17 protein-coding genes are annotated in these 16,616 nt (G+C 29.7%); all 17 read left to right on the top strand.

The annotated features are described in order from the left end of the window. Positions 1 to 76 precede the first annotated feature (76 nt). The 17 genes from ispE to BN899_RS15295 all read left to right on the top strand — a co-directional run bounded on the left by ispE (position 77) and on the right by BN899_RS15295 (position 16,469). Positions 77 to 958, top strand: a complete 882-nt coding sequence (ispE, locus tag BN899_RS15375; RefSeq protein ID WP_042277264.1) for a 4-(cytidine 5'-diphospho)-2-C-methyl-D-erythritol kinase — start codon at positions 77 to 79, stop codon at positions 956 to 958. After that, entirely contained in the window at positions 951 to 1,631 is a 681-nt protein-coding gene (locus tag BN899_RS15370; RefSeq protein ID WP_042277262.1) for a GntR family transcriptional regulator, read from the top strand. The genes ispE and BN899_RS15370 overlap by 8 nt, the downstream gene beginning before the upstream one ends. A 166-nt stretch (positions 1,632 to 1,797) precedes the next feature. Next, positions 1,798 to 2,448, top strand: coding sequence for a stage II sporulation protein R (spoIIR, locus tag BN899_RS15365; RefSeq protein ID WP_042277259.1), 651 nt, complete (start codon positions 1,798 to 1,800; stop codon positions 2,446 to 2,448). 33 nt (positions 2,449 to 2,481) lie between these two features. Next, positions 2,482 to 2,997, top strand: coding sequence for a cell wall hydrolase (locus BN899_RS15360; protein ID WP_042277256.1), 516 nt, complete (start codon positions 2,482 to 2,484; stop codon positions 2,995 to 2,997). 145 nt (positions 2,998 to 3,142) lie between these two features. Beyond that, positions 3,143 to 4,210: a D-alanine--D-alanine ligase gene (locus BN899_RS15355; RefSeq protein ID WP_042277253.1), complete on the top strand. Its 1,068-nt coding sequence runs from the start codon at positions 3,143 to 3,145 to the stop codon at positions 4,208 to 4,210. Between the two features lie 14 nt (positions 4,211 to 4,224). Then, positions 4,225 to 5,028 carry a glutamate racemase gene (gene murI / locus BN899_RS15350; protein ID WP_042277249.1) on the top strand — a complete coding sequence of 268 codons (804 nt, stop codon included), beginning with the start codon at positions 4,225 to 4,227 and terminating at the stop codon, positions 5,026 to 5,028. Positions 5,029 to 5,093: 65 nt separating this feature from the next. After that, positions 5,094 to 5,510, top strand: a complete 417-nt coding sequence (locus tag BN899_RS15345; RefSeq protein ID WP_052356879.1) for a DUF1934 domain-containing protein — start codon at positions 5,094 to 5,096, stop codon at positions 5,508 to 5,510. A gap of 205 nt (positions 5,511 to 5,715) precedes the next feature. Next, on the top strand, positions 5,716 to 7,101 hold the full coding sequence (gene tilS / locus BN899_RS15340; RefSeq protein ID WP_042277246.1) for a tRNA lysidine(34) synthetase TilS: 1,386 nt from the start codon (positions 5,716 to 5,718) through the stop codon (positions 7,099 to 7,101). Positions 7,102 to 7,133: 32 nt separating this feature from the next. Continuing rightward, positions 7,134 to 9,086: an ATP-dependent zinc metalloprotease FtsH gene (ftsH, locus tag BN899_RS15335; protein WP_042277244.1), complete on the top strand. Its 1,953-nt coding sequence runs from the start codon at positions 7,134 to 7,136 to the stop codon at positions 9,084 to 9,086. Positions 9,087 to 9,207: 121 nt separating this feature from the next. Then, positions 9,208 to 10,185 (top strand): biotin--[acetyl-CoA-carboxylase] ligase, encoded by a 978-nt coding sequence (locus BN899_RS15330; protein ID WP_042277241.1) that lies wholly within the window; start codon positions 9,208 to 9,210, stop codon positions 10,183 to 10,185. After that, positions 10,178 to 11,137, top strand: coding sequence for a P1 family peptidase (locus BN899_RS15325; protein ID WP_042277239.1), 960 nt, complete (start codon positions 10,178 to 10,180; stop codon positions 11,135 to 11,137). The genes BN899_RS15330 and BN899_RS15325 overlap by 8 nt, the downstream gene beginning before the upstream one ends. 147 nt (positions 11,138 to 11,284) lie before the next feature. Continuing rightward, a complete protein-coding gene (locus tag BN899_RS15320) occupies positions 11,285 to 11,935 on the top strand; it encodes an ECF transporter S component (RefSeq protein ID WP_042277237.1) in 651 nt (216 codons plus the stop codon). 15 nt (positions 11,936 to 11,950) lie between these two features. Further along, a complete protein-coding gene (locus BN899_RS15315; RefSeq protein ID WP_042277235.1) occupies positions 11,951 to 12,721 on the top strand; it encodes a type III pantothenate kinase in 771 nt (256 codons plus the stop codon). Positions 12,722 to 12,825: 104 nt separating this feature from the next. Beyond that, complete coding sequence (gene dusB, locus BN899_RS15310; protein WP_042277233.1) at positions 12,826 to 13,800, top strand: tRNA dihydrouridine synthase DusB; 975 nt, start codon at positions 12,826 to 12,828, stop codon at positions 13,798 to 13,800. A 102-nt stretch (positions 13,801 to 13,902) separates the two neighbouring features. Beyond that, positions 13,903 to 14,382 carry a transcription elongation factor GreA gene (gene greA / locus BN899_RS15305; protein WP_042277230.1) on the top strand — a complete coding sequence of 160 codons (480 nt, stop codon included), beginning with the start codon at positions 13,903 to 13,905 and terminating at the stop codon, positions 14,380 to 14,382. Positions 14,383 to 14,398: 16 nt separating this feature from the next. Then, a complete protein-coding gene (gene lysS, locus BN899_RS15300; protein WP_042277228.1) occupies positions 14,399 to 15,904 on the top strand; it encodes a lysine--tRNA ligase in 1,506 nt (501 codons plus the stop codon). Between the two features lie 379 nt (positions 15,905 to 16,283). Beyond that, positions 16,284 to 16,469 carry a hypothetical protein gene (locus BN899_RS15295; protein ID WP_042277226.1) on the top strand — a complete coding sequence of 62 codons (186 nt, stop codon included), beginning with the start codon at positions 16,284 to 16,286 and terminating at the stop codon, positions 16,467 to 16,469. The last annotated feature ends 147 nt before the right edge of the window (positions 16,470 to 16,616 follow it).

Raw genomic sequence — 16,616 nt, 5'->3', positions numbered from 1 at the left:
TCCCCTATTATCTTATTTTTTGTAGTATAATGTTAGTAGTTATGCATGCATTATATTATGTATCAAGGAGGCTAAAATGAATTCTATAGAATTAAAAAGTAGGGCTAAAATAAATTTATCAATAGATGTACTGGGGAAAAGAGAAGATGGATATCATTTAGTCGAAATGATAATGCAGACGATCGATTTGTATGACATCATAAAAATAAAAGAGTTATGTACGGATGATATAATTATAAAAAGTAATAGCAAAGACGTACCTTTAGATGATAGCAACATAGTTTATAAAGCTATTAAATTACTACAAGGTAAATTTAATATAAATAAAGGAATAGAGGTATTTATACAGAAAAATATACCTATAGCAGCAGGAATGGCCGGAGGTAGCTCAAATGCAGCAGCGGTTTTAGTGGGACTTAATAAAATTTGGAACCTAAATCTAGAACAAGAAGATTTACAAAAAATAGGATTTTTATTAGGTGCAGATGTACCGTATTGTATATCTGGAAAAGCGGCCATAGCTTCTGGAGTAGGAGAAAAACTTACATATATTAAAGGGCTACCGCATAATGTTAGTATATTGGTGTGTAAACCTAATTTATTTGTATCTACCAAAGAAGTTTATGAAGGTTTAGACTTAAATAACATTCAAAGTAGACCAAATAATAAGAACTTGATAAATTATTTAGAAAAAGAAGATATAGAATCTGTAGCAAAATATATGGTAAATGTACTTGAAAGTGTAACTGGTAAACGTCACGAGGAGATAGAAGATATAGAAGAAATAATGATGAACAATAATGCATTAGGTTCTATGATGAGTGGTAGTGGGCCAACAGTTTTTGGATTGTTTAAAAACGAAGAAGATGCTTTAAAGGGTAAAGAGGATTTACTTAAAAAATATGAACAAGTATACGTTGTTAAGAGCAGTGAAAAAGGAGTTGAGGTTAATGGATAATTTAAACAAATTGAATTTAGATGAATATAAACCGTTAAGAGACGTAGTTTTTGAAAACTTAAGGGAAGCTATATTAGAGGGGAAATTAAAGCCAGGTCAAAGACTTATGGAAGTTCAATTAGCGGAGCAGTTAGGAGTAAGTAGAACTCCGGTAAGGGAAGCTATAAGAAAGTTAGAATTAGAAGGACTAGTTGTTATGCTTCCTAGGAAAGGAGCATATGTAGCTAATATGTCGTTAAAGGATATAATTGATGTGTTAGAAATAAGAGCTAGTTTAGAAGGTTTAGCAGCATCTTTAGCAGCGGAGAGAATAAATCCAGACGATATAAAAAAGCTTGAAAAAATATCTAAAGAGTTTGAAGAGCTTACTATCGCCTCAGATGTGGATACATTGCTTAAAAAGGATGTTGAATTTCATGAATGTATATTCAAAGCAACAAATAATAAAAAGTTACATCAATTAATAAATTCTTTATGGGAGCAAGTGTACAGATTTAGAGTTACATATATATCAGACTATGATTCATCTCTTAGTATAGTAAATGAACATAAGCTTATATTAGATGCTATAAAAAAAGGAGATAATGAGCTTGCTAAAAAATATGCTAGAGAGCATATAGAAAAAGCAGAGCAATTTATGATTGAAAGAGCTATGAATAATAAAGATATTTAATGAAATATTTATACAATGGTATAATACTGATTTTTATAAAGATAGAAGACTCACACACAAATAGTCAATGATTTAATATACGTGTGAGTAGGCCTATCTTTTTTTGTATAAAAAAATAAATATTGGACATACTCAAAATAGAAATATTTTGAGGGGGATATATTTAATGAAAAAGGTAAAAATAAGATTAACTATATTAATTTTAAGTTTAATATGTGTAATAGGAGTTATGACTATTACAATAAGTGGGGAAGTAAAAAAGATAGATGATATATCTGAAAATTATAAAGAAAAATTAATAAGATTTCATGTTATAGCAAATAGTGATTCTGATGAAGATCAAGAATTAAAGTTAAAAGTAAGAGATGCAATTATAAAATACTTACAACCGAAGTTAATTAAATCAAGCAATATAAAAGAAAGTGAAAAAATTATAAAAGGTGAATATAAACAATTAGAAAAAATAAGTAAAGATATTATTAATAAAAATGGTTATAGCTATGATGTAAAAATAGGAATAGAGTACACTAATTTTCCAACTAAACAATACTCAAATATTGTACTACCAGCAGGAGAGTATAAAGCATTAAGAATAATTATTGGAGAAGGTCAAGGTAGAAATTGGTGGTGTGTAATGTTTCCTCCATTATGCTTTGTAGATGATAAAAGTGGAGTAATAGATAAAGAAACAGATAAAAGATTAAAAGAAGTTTTAACTAAAGAAGAGTATGAATTAATAACTCAAAAGGATAAAGCTCAAACAAGCAGAGTACAAGTTAAGTTTAAAATAGTTGAAATACTAGATAAATTATTCTAAAAATTTACAAATCAAAAAGGAGTGACATTAACTATGGATAGGTGCTATAAACTAATAGTATCTTTATTAGTTTCGATTTATGTATTTATTCCTACGCAACAAGTATTAGCAGAAGGAACGAATATACAAAATAATGAGAAGCCATCAACTGTAAAAAGTAATACGGTTGAACAAAGAAAAGAAGTAATAAGTATAACTAATGAGGAATTATTATTACTATCTAAATTAATTACAGGAGAAGCTAGAGGCGAGAGTTATGAAGGTCAAGTAGCAGTAGCTGCAGTAGTTATAAATAGAGTAAAAGATTCAAGGTTCCCAAATAACATAAAAGATGTTATATATCAAAAAAATGCATTTTCAGTAGTAAATGATGGGTCAATAAACATGCAGCCATCAGAAAGTGCATATAGAGCAGCTAGGGAAGCCTTATATGGTCTAGACCCAACTAATGAGGCTATATACTTTTGGAATCCTGATATAGCTACATGCAAATGGATAAGAACTTTAGATCCATATATGAGAATAGGAAACCATGTTTTTGCGAAATAGTTAAATAAAATGCTTAAATTTAGATAAAGAAGCTTTTGCTTCTTTATTTTTTTGTTAAAATAAACTATAATAATCATTTAGAAGATAAAAGACATATAATATTTTGATAATGATAAAATTATACACCAGGAGGGTGAGTACAATTATGAAAAAACTTAACGTAGCGTTAATATTTGGTGGTAAATCAGGAGAGCATGAAGTTTCTCTATTATCATCAGCTTCAATATATAAACACATTGATAAAGATAAGTATAATGTTTTAACTATAGGAATAACTAAAGATGGAAAATGGATGTATTATGAAGGTAATGAAGAAAATATAAAAAATGGAGAATGGGTTAATTTAGCTAATAAAAATGTAGAAATTAATTTGGTTCCATCAGGAAATAAAGAAGTTGGAATATTATTTGAAGATGGTCATGTAGAAAAAATAGATGTATTATTCCCTGTTTTACATGGTCCATATGGCGAAGATGGAACTATCCAAGGATTATTCGAAATAAGCCAAATACCATATGTAGGATGTGGAGTTTTAGCTTCAAGTGTAGGTATGGATAAACTTATATGTAAAAAAGTATTTACCGAAATAGGATTACCTCAAGTTAATTACACAGATACTAATAGATGGTCATTTAATAGAGATAAAGAAGGTCAATTAGATAAAATAGAAGGTCAATTAAACTACCCAATATTTGTTAAACCAGCTAACCTAGGGTCAAGTGTAGGAATATCAAAAGCTAATAATAGAGAAGAACTTTTAACTGGAATTAATGAGGCACTACAATACGATTCTAGAATAGCATTAGAACAAGGTATAAATGCTAGAGAAATAGAAGTAGCAGTTCTTGGAAATGATCAAGTTGAGGCATCTATAGCAGGTGAAATAAAGCCAGCTAAAGACTTCTATGATTACGAGGATAAATATATAAATGGAACATCTACTTATGAAATACCAGCGAGTATAAGTGAAGAAGATATGGAAAATATAAGAAGGATGGCTATAGAGGCATTTAAGTCAATCGATGGAAAAGGGCTTTCTAGGGTAGATTTCTTTATAGATAAAAATTCTGGAGAAATATTTATAAATGAAATAAATACTTTACCAGGGTTTACTAATATAAGTATGTATCCTAAGATGTGGGAGGCTACAGGATTAGAATACCATAACCTTATAGATGAGCTTATAAAATTAGCGATAGATTCAAAAAAGTAAAGAGGGTGCGACTAATGAGTGATAGACCAATAGGTGTATTTGATTCTGGACTAGGCGGTTTAACTGTTTTAAAGGAAATAATGAAAATATTACCTAATGAAGATATAGTATACTTTGGGGATACAGCTAGAGTTCCTTATGGTTCAAGGTCAAAAGACACGATCATAAAGTATACTTTTCAGGCAATAAACTTTTTACTTTCCAAAAATGTAAAGGCTATAGTCATAGCGTGCAATACTGCTACAGCTAGAGCGCTAAAAGAAGCTAATGAAAAATACGATATACCTATAATAGGAGTTATAGAGGCAGGAGCTAGAACAGCAGCATATTCTACAAAAAATAAAATTGTTGGTGTAATAGGAACTGAAGGAACTATAACATCTAAGGCATATAATCTGGAAATCGAAAAAATAGATAAAGATATAAAAATAATAGATAAAGCATGTCCTTTATTCGTGCCTATAGTAGAAGAAGGATGGTCAAATACTGATATAGCAACTTTAACAGCTAAGAGATATTTAGATGAGTTAATTAAGCAAGATATAGACTCTTTAGTACTAGGATGCACTCACTATCCGATACTTAAGAGAACTATAGGTGAAGTTGTTGGAGAAAAAATAAAATTAGTTAATCCTGCTAAAGAAACAGCTATAGATTTAAAGAAAATTTTAGAAAATCAAGATTTAATGAATAATAACTCAAAAGTTTCATATGAATACTATGTTTCTGATATACCAGAAAAGTTTGCTAATATAGCAGGAGAATTTCTAAAAAAAGAAATCGAAAATATAAAAAATGTAGAAATACAAAAATACTAATGTTATTGATATAAACTTTAGGCCTTACAGGCCTAAAGTTTATACTTATTTAGGAGGAAATTAATATGGATGCAACATTAAGCATAATTACTAAGCAATATGATGAAAAAGGACATGTGGATACTATAAAAGTAAATGCAGATGCTGATATATATAATAAAAACAATGATACATTTGTTGTATATAAAGAAGAAGAAGAGGGTATAAAAGTTACAACTACTATAAAAATATCTGATAATGAAGTTAGTATAAAAAAATTTGGAAACACTAACTCTGTAATGGTCCTAAGTGAAGGAAATAGCCATGTATCAAAATATAGAACTCCACAAGGATTATTTATAATAGAGACAAATACTAAAATGCTAAATATAGATAAATCTAAAGAAAATTGTATAAAGATAAATGTAGAATATGATATTAAAATAATGGATTTATTCCAAGGAAGAAATGTTATAGAAATAATAGTAGAAATTAAGGAATAAAGTATATTTATAAAAAAGATACATAAATGTTTAATAATATAAATTAAATAAAGGTATTTAAAACACTACCTTTTATTTGGTTTATTTGGTATTATAATAATTATATTAAAGTTTATATCTTTTGGAAAAAGATACAAGGGTTTATAGTTTTTTTATAGAAACTATACATAAAAGTTAATAAAAACTAAGTGTAAGAGGTATAAATATGATTTTTGAAAAGGTACAAAGTACTATAAATAAATATAATTTGATAGAAGAAGGAGATAAAATTGTATTAGGTCTTTCAGGAGGACCAGATTCAGTTTGTTTACTGCACATACTTAAAAGATTAAAAGAACAGATGAATATAGAAGTATATGCAGCACACTTAAATCATCAAATAAGAGGAATAGAAGCACAAAAAGATGCTTTATATATATCAAGAATATGTGAAGAAATGGGTATTACATTTTTTGTAAAATCTATTAACGTACCTGAATATTGTGATAAGCATGGATTGTCTGTAGAAGAAGGAGCTAGAAAACTTAGATATGAAATGTTTGAAGAAATTAAGAAAAAAACACATTCTAATAAAATAGCTATAGGTCATAATCAAAATGACCAAGCAGAAACTATATTAATGCGCATCATGAGAGGAACAGGACTTCAAGGTTTAAGAGGGATAGAATATATTAGAGAAAATGGTATAATTAGACCGATACTAGATATAGATAGAATTGATATAGAGAAATACTGTGAACAACATAATTTAAATCCTAGAATAGATCAGACGAACTTAGAGAGTATATATACTAGAAACAAAATTAGATTAGAATTAATACCTTATATGAAGGATAATTTTAACCCAAATGTAATAGAATCTATAGTAAGGATGAGTAGTAGCTTAAGAAATGATAGCGATTACATTGACCATGAAGCTAACGCTAAATTTGAGGAAGTTTGTAAAGTTAACCAAGACTCTGTAGAAATAAACTTACAAAAATATGTTAATTTACATAATGCTATAAAAACGAGAGTTTTAAGAAAAGGTATAAAACAACTATTAGGAGATACTAATTTTGTTGATCAAAAACATATAGAAGATGTTATGGAGTTAGAAAACGAAAATAAAATTGATAAAAAAATTACTCTTCCAAGAGGAATGTTTGCATATAGAAGAAAAAATATCATAATATTAACTACAAAAGAAATTGTTAATGAAGAAATAGAATTTTGTTATAATATACCTAGTAACGGATTTATTAAATTAAAAGAGCTAAACTTAATTATGGAAACCCAGACAATGAGTATAGATAGATACAGAAGTATAAAAATAGATAAGACATCTAAAGGGTTTGATTTTAATAAGATAAAAGGAGGTATAATTGTAAGAAATAGAAAGCAAGGAGATAAAATAAAACTTGCTGGAGGAAGCAAAAAAATTAAAGAACTATTCATAGATTTAAAAATCCCAAGAGAAGATAGATGCAAAATTCCTATAATTACTGATGAAGAGGGAATAATGTGTGTAGGGGATAATAGAATCAGTGAAAACTATAAAATTGATTCAAATACAAAAGAAGTCTTAAAGGTTAGCTTTAAGAAACTATAGAATAAAAACAACGTATGAAAGGAGGGCTTCTTTTGAATAAACTTTTCAAGGGAATAGGTTTCTACTTATTAATATTAATAATAATAGTAGGAATAGTGCAGTTTTCAGGTAAGCCAGCAGAAAAAGTACAAAATCTAGAATTTTCTAAAGTATATCAAGAATTAACTGATGGAAATATATCAAGATTACACTTTATAAGCGATACAGCTGTAGAGGGAACAATAAAAGATAAAAATACTAAATTTAGAGCATACGTGCCACAAGAGGTAATGGGAGATAAACTTGCTGATGAGGTATTAGCCCAATCTAAAGAAGGCAAATTAATATTTAGTGGAGAAGCAAAACCATCTGCACCTTGGTTTGTAGAAATGTTACCAACATTATTATTAATATTCTTTATGTTAATATTATGGTTTGTATTTATGAATCAGTCTCAAGGTGGAGGCGGAAAAGTTATGAACTTTGGTAAATCTAAAGCTAAAGTACATAAAGATGATGAAAAGACAAGGGTTACATTTAAGGATGTAGCTGGACTTAATGAAGAAAAAGAAGATTTACAAGAAGTTGTTGATTTCTTAAAAAATCCTAAAAAATATATTGATTTAGGTGCAAGAATACCAAAAGGTATACTTATGGTAGGTCCTCCTGGTACTGGTAAAACTTATTTATCAAGAGCAGTTGCAGGTGAGGCAGGAGTACCGTTCTTTAGCATAAGTGGATCTGATTTCGTTGAAATGTTTGTTGGGGTTGGGGCTTCTAGAGTAAGAGACTTATTCGAACAAGCAAAGAAAAATGCACCAGCTATAATATTCATAGATGAAATTGATGCAGTTGGTAGAAAAAGAGGAGCTGGTCTTGGCGGAGGTCATGATGAAAGAGAGCAAACTCTTAACCAATTATTAGTTGAGATGGATGGATTTGGAATAAATCCAGGGATAATAATAATGGCAGCTACAAATAGACCTGATATACTTGACCCAGCGTTACTTAGACCAGGTAGATTTGATAGAGAAGTTGTTGTTGGAGCGCCAGATGTTAAAGGTAGAGAAGCTATCTTTAAAGTTCATTCTAAAAATAAACCTTTAGCAGATGATGTTAAACCATCTGTTTTAGCAAGAAGAACACCAGGATTTACTCCTGCTGATATAGAAAACATAATGAATGAGGCTGCAATACTTACAGCTAGAAGAAGAGAAAAGAAAATTCATATGGGAACTATAGAAGAAGCTATAACAAAGGTTATGGTTGGGGTAGCTAAAAAATCTAGGGTTGTAAGCCCTGAGGATAGAAAACTTACAGCATACCATGAAGCAGGTCATGCGATATGTATGCATGTGCTTCCTCATATAAGTTCTCTACATCAAGTTACAATAATACCAAGAGGTAGAGCTGGTGGATTTACAGAGCCACTTCCAAAAGAAGATCAGATGTATGGAACTAAAAAAGAGATGAAAGAGACTATTATAATGGCACTTGGAGGTAGAGTTGCTGAAGAGTTAGTTTTAGATGATATATCAACAGGAGCATCTAACGACTTAGAAAGAGTTACTCAAACTGCAAGAGCGATGGTAACTAAATACGGAATGAGTACAAAGCTTGGACCGATGGTATTTGGTGATAATGAAGATGAAGTATTCTTAGGGAATAGTTTTACATCTAAGAGAAATTACTCTGAAGAGGTTGCATTTGAAATTGATAAGGAAATCAAAAAAATAGTTGATGTTGCATATAAAGAGTGTAAGAGAATTTTAGAAGAGAATATGGATAGATTAGACTATGTAGCGCAAGCTTTATTAGTGTATGAGACTTTAGATTCAGAACAATTCGTTAAAGCATTCAATAAAGAATTATCTTTAGAAATGCCTGAAACAGAAGATAATTCACTTGCAATGACACTAGAAAGTCAAGATAAAGAAGAAAAATCTAATGTGAATTTAGTTAAACTAGATAAGGTAAAAGATACTAAAGATTTAGATGATAAATAGATTGATTTAATAGGGCCTACATAGGCCCTATTTTCTTTTTTAGAAAAATATTTATAAATAAGCATGATTAAAGGTATAATTAGTTATTAGAAAGATAAATTACATTAAGACGAGGTGTAATATGAAGAATAAAATAATAGAAATTATATTAAATAAAGGAAATGAATTCATATCAGGTGAAGAATTATCTAAACAATTAGGAATATCTAGAGCTGGTGTATGGAAACATATTAAAACTTTAAAAGAAGAAGGATACAACATTGAATCAGTTAATAAAAAGGGATATAGGCTAGCTGAAAAGCCTGTAGACTTACTTACACATCAAAATATATGTCATGATTTAAATACAAAATTTATAGGACGTAATATAATACATTTTCAAACGATAGATTCAACTAATGATTACGCTAAGAAAATAGCCAATGAAAAAGAAGATGGAACAGTAATAATTAGTGAAGAACAAACAAAGGGAAAAGGTAGATTAGGCAGACAGTGGCATTCTAAATCTCATGATGGTATATGGATGAGTATTATATTAAAACCAGATATTATGCCTTATAAAGCACCATTTATAACTTTAATAGCGGGTGCATCGATAGTAAAAGCCTTAAATAATCTTGGGGTAAAAACGCTTATAAAGTGGCCTAACGATATAATACTAAATAATAAGAAAATATCAGGAATACTTACAGAATTATCAGCTGAAATTGAAAGAGTAAATCATATTGTGTTGGGAATGGGTATAAATGTGAAAACTATGGAGTTTTCCCAGGAAATATGTGATATAGCAACTTCTTTATATAAAGAAGGCTATAAGGTTTCAAGAGTAGATATAGTTAGAAATATATTAGATGAATTTGAAAGATTATACATAGACTATGTAAAAAATAACTCTAAAGAAGAGACTTTGAAAATATGTAGACAGTACTCAGCAATTATAGGAAAAGACATATATATACTAAATGGAGATAATAAAGAGCAAGTTAAGTGTTTAGATATAAATGAAGATGGAAATTTAATTGTAGAAAAACAAGATAAAACTATAAGAGAAATTATGTCTGGTGAGGTTTCTATAAGGGGGATTAAAGGATATGTATAACAACATATTAGATGTAAAAGGCCTGAAAGTCGGACAGGCAGAAGATATACATGGTCTAACAGGATGCACAGTAATTATATGTGAAAATGGAGCAACTTGTGGAGTAGATGTTAGAGGTGGTGGGCCTGGAACAAGAGAGACTGATTTATTAGATCCAGTAAATATGATACAAAAAGTTCATGCTGTTGTGCTATCAGGAGGATCTGCATTTGGACTTGAATGTACATGTGGAGTCAGTAAATATTTAGAGGAGCAAAATATAGGATTTGATGTTGGTGTAGCAAAAGTACCAATAGTAACAGGGGCTGTATTATTTGATTTAGCAGTAGGGAATCCTAAATGTAGACCAGATTTAGACATGGGTTATAAAGCTTGTCAAGTTGCAAGTGAAACAGTATTAAATCAAGGTAACTATGGTGCAGGCTGTGGAGCCACTGTGGGTAAAATAAAAGGACTTGATTTTGCAATGAAGGGTGGAATAGGAAGTTATTCTATAAAATTGGATAATGGTCTTATAGTGTCTGCTTTAATAGCTGTAAATGCATTTGGAGATGTATATGAAGATGGTAAGGTAATAGCAGGAGTATTAAATGAAGATAAAACAAAAATTTTAAATAGTTATGAACTTATGAAAAAGGGAATTAATAAGGGTGGATTTAATATTGATAATACAACTATAGGTGTAGTAGCTACTAATGCTAAACTAGATAAAGCAGGTTGTAAGAAGGTTTCTCAGATGGCACACAATGGATATGCTAAATCTATTTTTCCAATACATACTCCTCATGATGGAGATACTATATTTACAATGGCAACAGGAGAAGTTGAAGCAGATATAACTTTATTAGGTTCTTTAGCTACAGAAGTTGTTCAAAAGAGTGTTATTAATGCAATAAAGAATGCAAATAGTGTAAATAATATATTATCGTATAAAGAGGCACATCAAAAATAAGCATTATTGACAATGTTATTACCTACTGATAAAATTATTTTGTTATAGCTGGCATCTAAATAATTAGAGTCAGACTATGCAAGTAAAAAAAATAAATAATTTTAGAAGTCCGGCATCTTTTATGAGCTGGAACGGAGGTGTGCTTTTATGAATACTACTAGCCAAAGTAGAGAAGTAAAAAAACTTGATGTAAGGAAGATGACAGTTATAGGTATGTTATCAGCTATATCTATAATTATGTCAATGACTCCTATAGGTTATGTACCTATAAATCCGGTGGTGAATTTAACAATAATGCATATACCGGTTATAATAGGGGCCATAGTAGAAGGTCCACTAGCAGGTGCTTTTATAGGTTTTATATTTGGGGCAACTAGTTTAATGAGGGCGATTACAGGTCCAACTGTTACAAACTTTATATTTATGAATCCGTTAGTATCTATATTACCAAGAATGTTAATAGGGGTAGCATCGTACTATACTTATGTTTTTGTAAGTAAAAGATTCAATAAACTATTAGAATCAAAACCAAAAGGTAATAAACTAAAAACTATACCAGCAGCAATAACTGGAGTTATTGGAACGCTTGTTAATACTGGTGGAGTTTTAGGTATGACATATATATTATACGCACAAAGATTTGCAGAGGCATTTATATCTGCTAATCCGGATGCTAATGTATATAGCCCTGCTTATATAATATTTGGGATAGTAGGAGCTAATGCACTAGCAGAAGCGATATTAGCGGCCATTATAGTGGGATCAGTTGTCACTGTACTTAAGACAGTTAAAAGATAGAAAGAAGGTAAATTTATGCTTTTAGTATTTGACGTTGGAAATACCAATATGGTTTTAGGTATATATAAGAATAAGGAATTAATCAAACATTGGAGAATAAACACAGACAAAGAAAAAACATCTGATGAATACGGTATGTTAATTAGAAATTTATTCCAATATGAAAATATGGATATGAATGATATAGAAGATGTGATAATATCGTCTGTTGTACCAAATGTTATGCATTCTCTTGAAAACTTCTGTTTAAAATATTGTAATAAACAGCCTATGGTTGTCGGACCTGGTATAAAAACAGGTTTAAATATAAAATATGATAATCCTAAACAAGTAGGAGCAGATAGAATAGTTAATGCAGTGGCAGGAATTGAAAAATATGGATACCCATTAATAATAGTCGATTTTGGAACAGGAACTACTTTCTGTGCTATATCTGAAAAAGGTGAATACTTAGGAGGTACTATCGCTCCAGGTATTAAGATTTCAAGTGAAGCATTATTCCAAAGAGCATCAAAACTTCCTAGAGTTGAACTAGCAAAGCCAGGTAGCACTATATGTAAAAATACAGTGTCTGCTATGCAGTCTGGAATAATATATGGATATGTAGGCTTAGTTGAAAAAATAATAGAAATGATGAAAAAAGAATTAAATCATGATGAAGTTAAGGTAATAGCGACAGGTGGATTAGCAAATCTAATAGCATCTGAGACTGAAAGCATAGATAGTGTAGATAGATTTTTAACTTTAGAAGGGTTAAGAGTTATATACGATAAAAATAAAGAATAGTAGTAAGGAATTGGGTTATAAACCCAGTTCCTTTTTTGTGATAATGGGTAAACTTTTGGATATATATATAATATAAAATAGCAATTTAGAGAAGGAGACTAAAAATGAAAATAGGTAATGTTGAATTAAAAAATAAAGTTTTTTTATCACCTATGGCAGGTGTTACAGATCTTCCTTTTAGATTAATATGTAAAGAACAAAACTGCGGAATGCTTTATACAGAAATGATAAATGCAAAAGCTTTATGCTATGATGATGAAAATACTAAAAAAATGTTAAAGATAGAGGAAGAAGAACATCCAGTGGCTGTTCAAATATTTGGTTCAGATCCAGAATATATGGGAAAAGCAGCGAATATTATGAATGAGTATCCTAATGAGATATTGGACATAAATATGGGATGCCCAGCACCTAAAGTTGTAAAAAATGGAGATGGGTCTGCTCTTATGAAAAATCCTAAGTTAGCTGCAGAGGTTCTAACAGCGGTAGTGAAAAATTCTGAAAAACCTGTGACATTAAAAATAAGAAAAGGTTGGGATGATAATACTATAAATGCAGTAGAAATTGCGAAAATAGCAGAAGAGTGTGGCATAAGTGCATTAGCTATACATGGTAGAACAAGAGAGCAATACTATTCAGGAAAAGCTGACTGGGATATAATATCTGAAATAAAACAAAATATAAGTATACCAGTTATAGGAAATGGTGATGTATTTACAGTAGAAGATTCGATAAATATGTTAGAAAAAACCAATTGTGATGCTATAATGATAGGTAGAGGTGCTCAGGGTAATCCATGGATATTCAAAAGAATAAACCATTATATGCAAACAGGGGAAATTTTACCAGAACCTACTATTGAAGAAAAAATAAACACAGCAATTAAACATTTAGGTTTAGCAGTTGAAGAACATGGAGAATATGTAGCAGTAAGGGAAATGAGAAAACATGTTGCTTGGTATTTAAAAGGTCTTAGAAATTCAGCAAGAGTAAGAGATGAAATTAACAAAATAGAAAGCTATGAAGAAGTAGTATCTAAGCTTAATGGATACATGCAGGACTGCTTGACATTAGAATAATAGTGACTTATAATATAGCGCATAAATTAAAACTAAGAATATAAATTTAAAAAATAAATTTGGGAGAAATCCCAAGTACATAAAGAAGGAGTTGTAGGGGTTATGGAAGATAAGAAAGAAATATTGTTAACTCAAGAAGGATACCAGAAGTTAGAAGATGAGGTAGAGTTTTTAAAGACTGTAAGAAGAAGAGAAGTTGCTGATAGAATAAAGGTAGCTATATCTTTTGGAGATATATCAGAAAATGCTGAGTATGATGAAGCCAAAAATGAGCAAGCTCAAATGGAAGAAAGAATATTAAAGTTAGAAAATATGATAAGAAAAGCTGTTATCATAGATGAAAGTAAAATAGACGTTAATGTTGTAACTATAGGATCTATAGTTAAAGTTAATGATGTTGAATTTGACGAAGAAGTTGAATATGTTATAGTAGGTTCAGCAGAAGCAGATCCATATGATGGAAAAATATCTAATGAATCTCCAGTAGGAAAAGCACTTTTAGGAAGAACTATAGGAGATGTTGTAGATGTTCAAGTTCCAGATGGTGTTGCTAAATTCGAGATACTAGAAATAAGAAGATAATTCGGGAGGGAAACAAATGAATAACGATCAAATACAAGAAGATCTTAGTGAAGTTCTTCAAGTAAGAAGAGACAAATTAGCTAAATTACAAGAGATGGGAAGAGACCCATTCCATCAAAGTAGATACGATAGAACTAGTGATTCTATGGAAATAAAAAATAACTTTGAAAACTTTGAAGGAAAAGTTGTTAAGATAGCAGGTCGTATAATGAGCAAAAGAATCCAAGGTAAAGCTGGATTTATAGATGTTCAAGATCATGAAGGAAGAATCCAATGTTATGTTAGATTAGATAGAATAGGTGAAGAAGAGTATGCTATATTCTCTACATATGACTTAGGAGATATAATAGGTCTTGAAGGTGAAGTATTTAAGACTAAAAAAGAAGAAATATCAGTAAAAGCTAATGAGGTTGTTTTATTATCTAAATCACTTCAAATACTACCTGAAAAATATCATGGATTAAAAGACCAAGATTTAAGATATAGACAAAGATATGTTGATTTAATAGTTAATCCAGAAGTAAAAGAAGCTTTCGTAATAAGAACTAAAGCTATAAAAGCTTTAAGAAACTATTTAGATACTAGAGGATTCTTAGAAGTTGAGACTCCTATATTAAATACTATAGCTGGTGGAGCAAATGCTAGACCATTCATAACACATCACAATACATTAGATATACCAATGTACTTAAGAATAGCTAATGAGTTATACTTAAAGAGACTTATAGTTGGTGGATTTGATAAAGTATATGAAATGGGAAGAATGTTCAGAAATGAAGGTATGTCTATAAAGCATAACCCAGAGTATACTGCTATAGAATTATATCAAGCATATGCAGATTATACAGATATGATGGAAATAACTGAAAATGTTATAGCTCACATGGCTGAAGCTGCAACAGGAAGCATGAAAATAAACTACCAAGGTACTGAAATAGACTTTACTCCTCCATGGAAGAGAATGACTATGGAAGATTGTGTTAAAGAGTACACTGGTGTAGATTTCTCTACTATAAATACAGATGAAGAAGCTTTAGCAGTAGCTAAAGAAAAAGGAATAGAAATAACTCCTGGAATGAGAAGAGGGGAAGTTATAAACTCATTATTCGAAGAGTTTGGAGAGGATAAATTAATCCAACCTACATTTATAACTCATCATCCAGTTGAGGTATCTCCATTAGCTAAAAGAAATGTTGAAGACCCAAGAAGAACTGATAGATTTGAGGCATTTGCCAATAAATGGGAATTAGCTAATGCTTTCTCTGAATTAAATGACCCAATCGACCAAAAAGGAAGATTTATGGATCAAATGAGAAAGAAAGAATTAGGTGATGATGAAGCTTGTGACATGGATGAAGATTTCATAAATGCACTAGAAGTAGGTTTACCTCCTACAGGTGGACTTGGAATAGGTATGGATAGAGTTATGATGTTATTAACTAACTCTCCATCTATAAGAGACGTAATCTTATTCCCAACAATGAAGCCAATAGATAGCAATCAAAACAAAATAGAAGAGTAATCTTCGTAATATAAAGCTCTATAGATTGAATTGTTTAATCTATAGAGCTTTTTTATATTTAATAATAAGTGAAATATCCAATAGTTTATAAATTTAATGCTAAAAATCAATTTATTAATTTATTAGGAATGAAGAAATATATTAAAATTAAATTATTTCAGTATAATCTTTTTTTATTTGGAAAAATATAAAGCGAAATCACTATTAAATTTACAGAAAATATTAAAAATTACTAACTAATTGTGCAGATTCAAAGTTCTTAATGATAAAAAATAACTTAAATAAATTTATTATGAAAATATATAGAAGAATTTTTGTAAAGGAAAGATGTATAAAAATAAAGAATACCTTATAAAATAAAATTTTGGAGGGGATTTAAATGTCTCAAATGATGGGTTGGTTATGTTTAATATGTGTAACTTTTTTAATTTTCGATATTATGTTTTACTTTTGCAAAGATGCACTAAGAATATGTCAGAATGTGGATGTTCCAAAGGCTAAGAGAGTTACTAAAGTTAGAAATAAAGAAAGAGCATATACATATGAACATAAAATTGCAAAATAAAGTTAAATTTTTTTTAAAAAGGTATTGACCATAAATAACAAAGGTGATATAGTATTACTTGTCCAAGAGATAAGGACGAAAGAAAAACAAAAAAACAACAAAAAAATCTTGAAATTAAAAAGTCTTTGAGATAGAATAGTTGAGTAA

It is taken from the genome of Faecalimicrobium dakarense, assembly GCF_000499525.1.
GTDB lineage: Bacteria > Bacillota > Clostridia > Peptostreptococcales > Peptostreptococcaceae > Faecalimicrobium > Faecalimicrobium dakarense.
The sequence above is the reverse complement of the archived record's forward strand: the minus strand, read 5'-3'. Positions and strand labels throughout refer to the sequence as shown.

What these genes read in the sequence shown, in the direction of transcription:
- ispE (WP_042277264.1), top strand. Translation starts at nt 77, where the DNA reads ATGAATTCTATAGAATTAAAAAGTAGGGCTAAAATAAATTTATCAATA.
- BN899_RS15370 (WP_042277262.1), top strand. Translation starts at nt 951, where the DNA reads ATGGATAATTTAAACAAATTGAATTTAGATGAATATAAACCGTTAAGA.
- spoIIR (WP_042277259.1), top strand. Translation starts at nt 1,798, where the DNA reads ATGAAAAAGGTAAAAATAAGATTAACTATATTAATTTTAAGTTTAATA.
- BN899_RS15360 (WP_042277256.1), top strand. Translation starts at nt 2,482, where the DNA reads ATGGATAGGTGCTATAAACTAATAGTATCTTTATTAGTTTCGATTTAT.
- BN899_RS15355 (WP_042277253.1), top strand. Translation starts at nt 3,143, where the DNA reads ATGAAAAAACTTAACGTAGCGTTAATATTTGGTGGTAAATCAGGAGAG.
- murI (WP_042277249.1), top strand. Translation starts at nt 4,225, where the DNA reads ATGAGTGATAGACCAATAGGTGTATTTGATTCTGGACTAGGCGGTTTA.
- BN899_RS15345 (WP_052356879.1), top strand. Translation starts at nt 5,094, where the DNA reads ATGGATGCAACATTAAGCATAATTACTAAGCAATATGATGAAAAAGGA.
- tilS (WP_042277246.1), top strand. Translation starts at nt 5,716, where the DNA reads ATGATTTTTGAAAAGGTACAAAGTACTATAAATAAATATAATTTGATA.
- BN899_RS15330 (WP_042277241.1), top strand. Translation starts at nt 9,208, where the DNA reads ATGAAGAATAAAATAATAGAAATTATATTAAATAAAGGAAATGAATTC.
- BN899_RS15325 (WP_042277239.1), top strand. Translation starts at nt 10,178, where the DNA reads ATGTATAACAACATATTAGATGTAAAAGGCCTGAAAGTCGGACAGGCA.
- BN899_RS15320 (WP_042277237.1), top strand. Translation starts at nt 11,285, where the DNA reads ATGAATACTACTAGCCAAAGTAGAGAAGTAAAAAAACTTGATGTAAGG.
- BN899_RS15315 (WP_042277235.1), top strand. Translation starts at nt 11,951, where the DNA reads ATGCTTTTAGTATTTGACGTTGGAAATACCAATATGGTTTTAGGTATA.
- dusB (WP_042277233.1), top strand. Translation starts at nt 12,826, where the DNA reads ATGAAAATAGGTAATGTTGAATTAAAAAATAAAGTTTTTTTATCACCT.
- greA (WP_042277230.1), top strand. Translation starts at nt 13,903, where the DNA reads ATGGAAGATAAGAAAGAAATATTGTTAACTCAAGAAGGATACCAGAAG.
- lysS (WP_042277228.1), top strand. Translation starts at nt 14,399, where the DNA reads ATGAATAACGATCAAATACAAGAAGATCTTAGTGAAGTTCTTCAAGTA.
- BN899_RS15295 (WP_042277226.1), top strand. Translation starts at nt 16,284, where the DNA reads ATGTCTCAAATGATGGGTTGGTTATGTTTAATATGTGTAACTTTTTTA.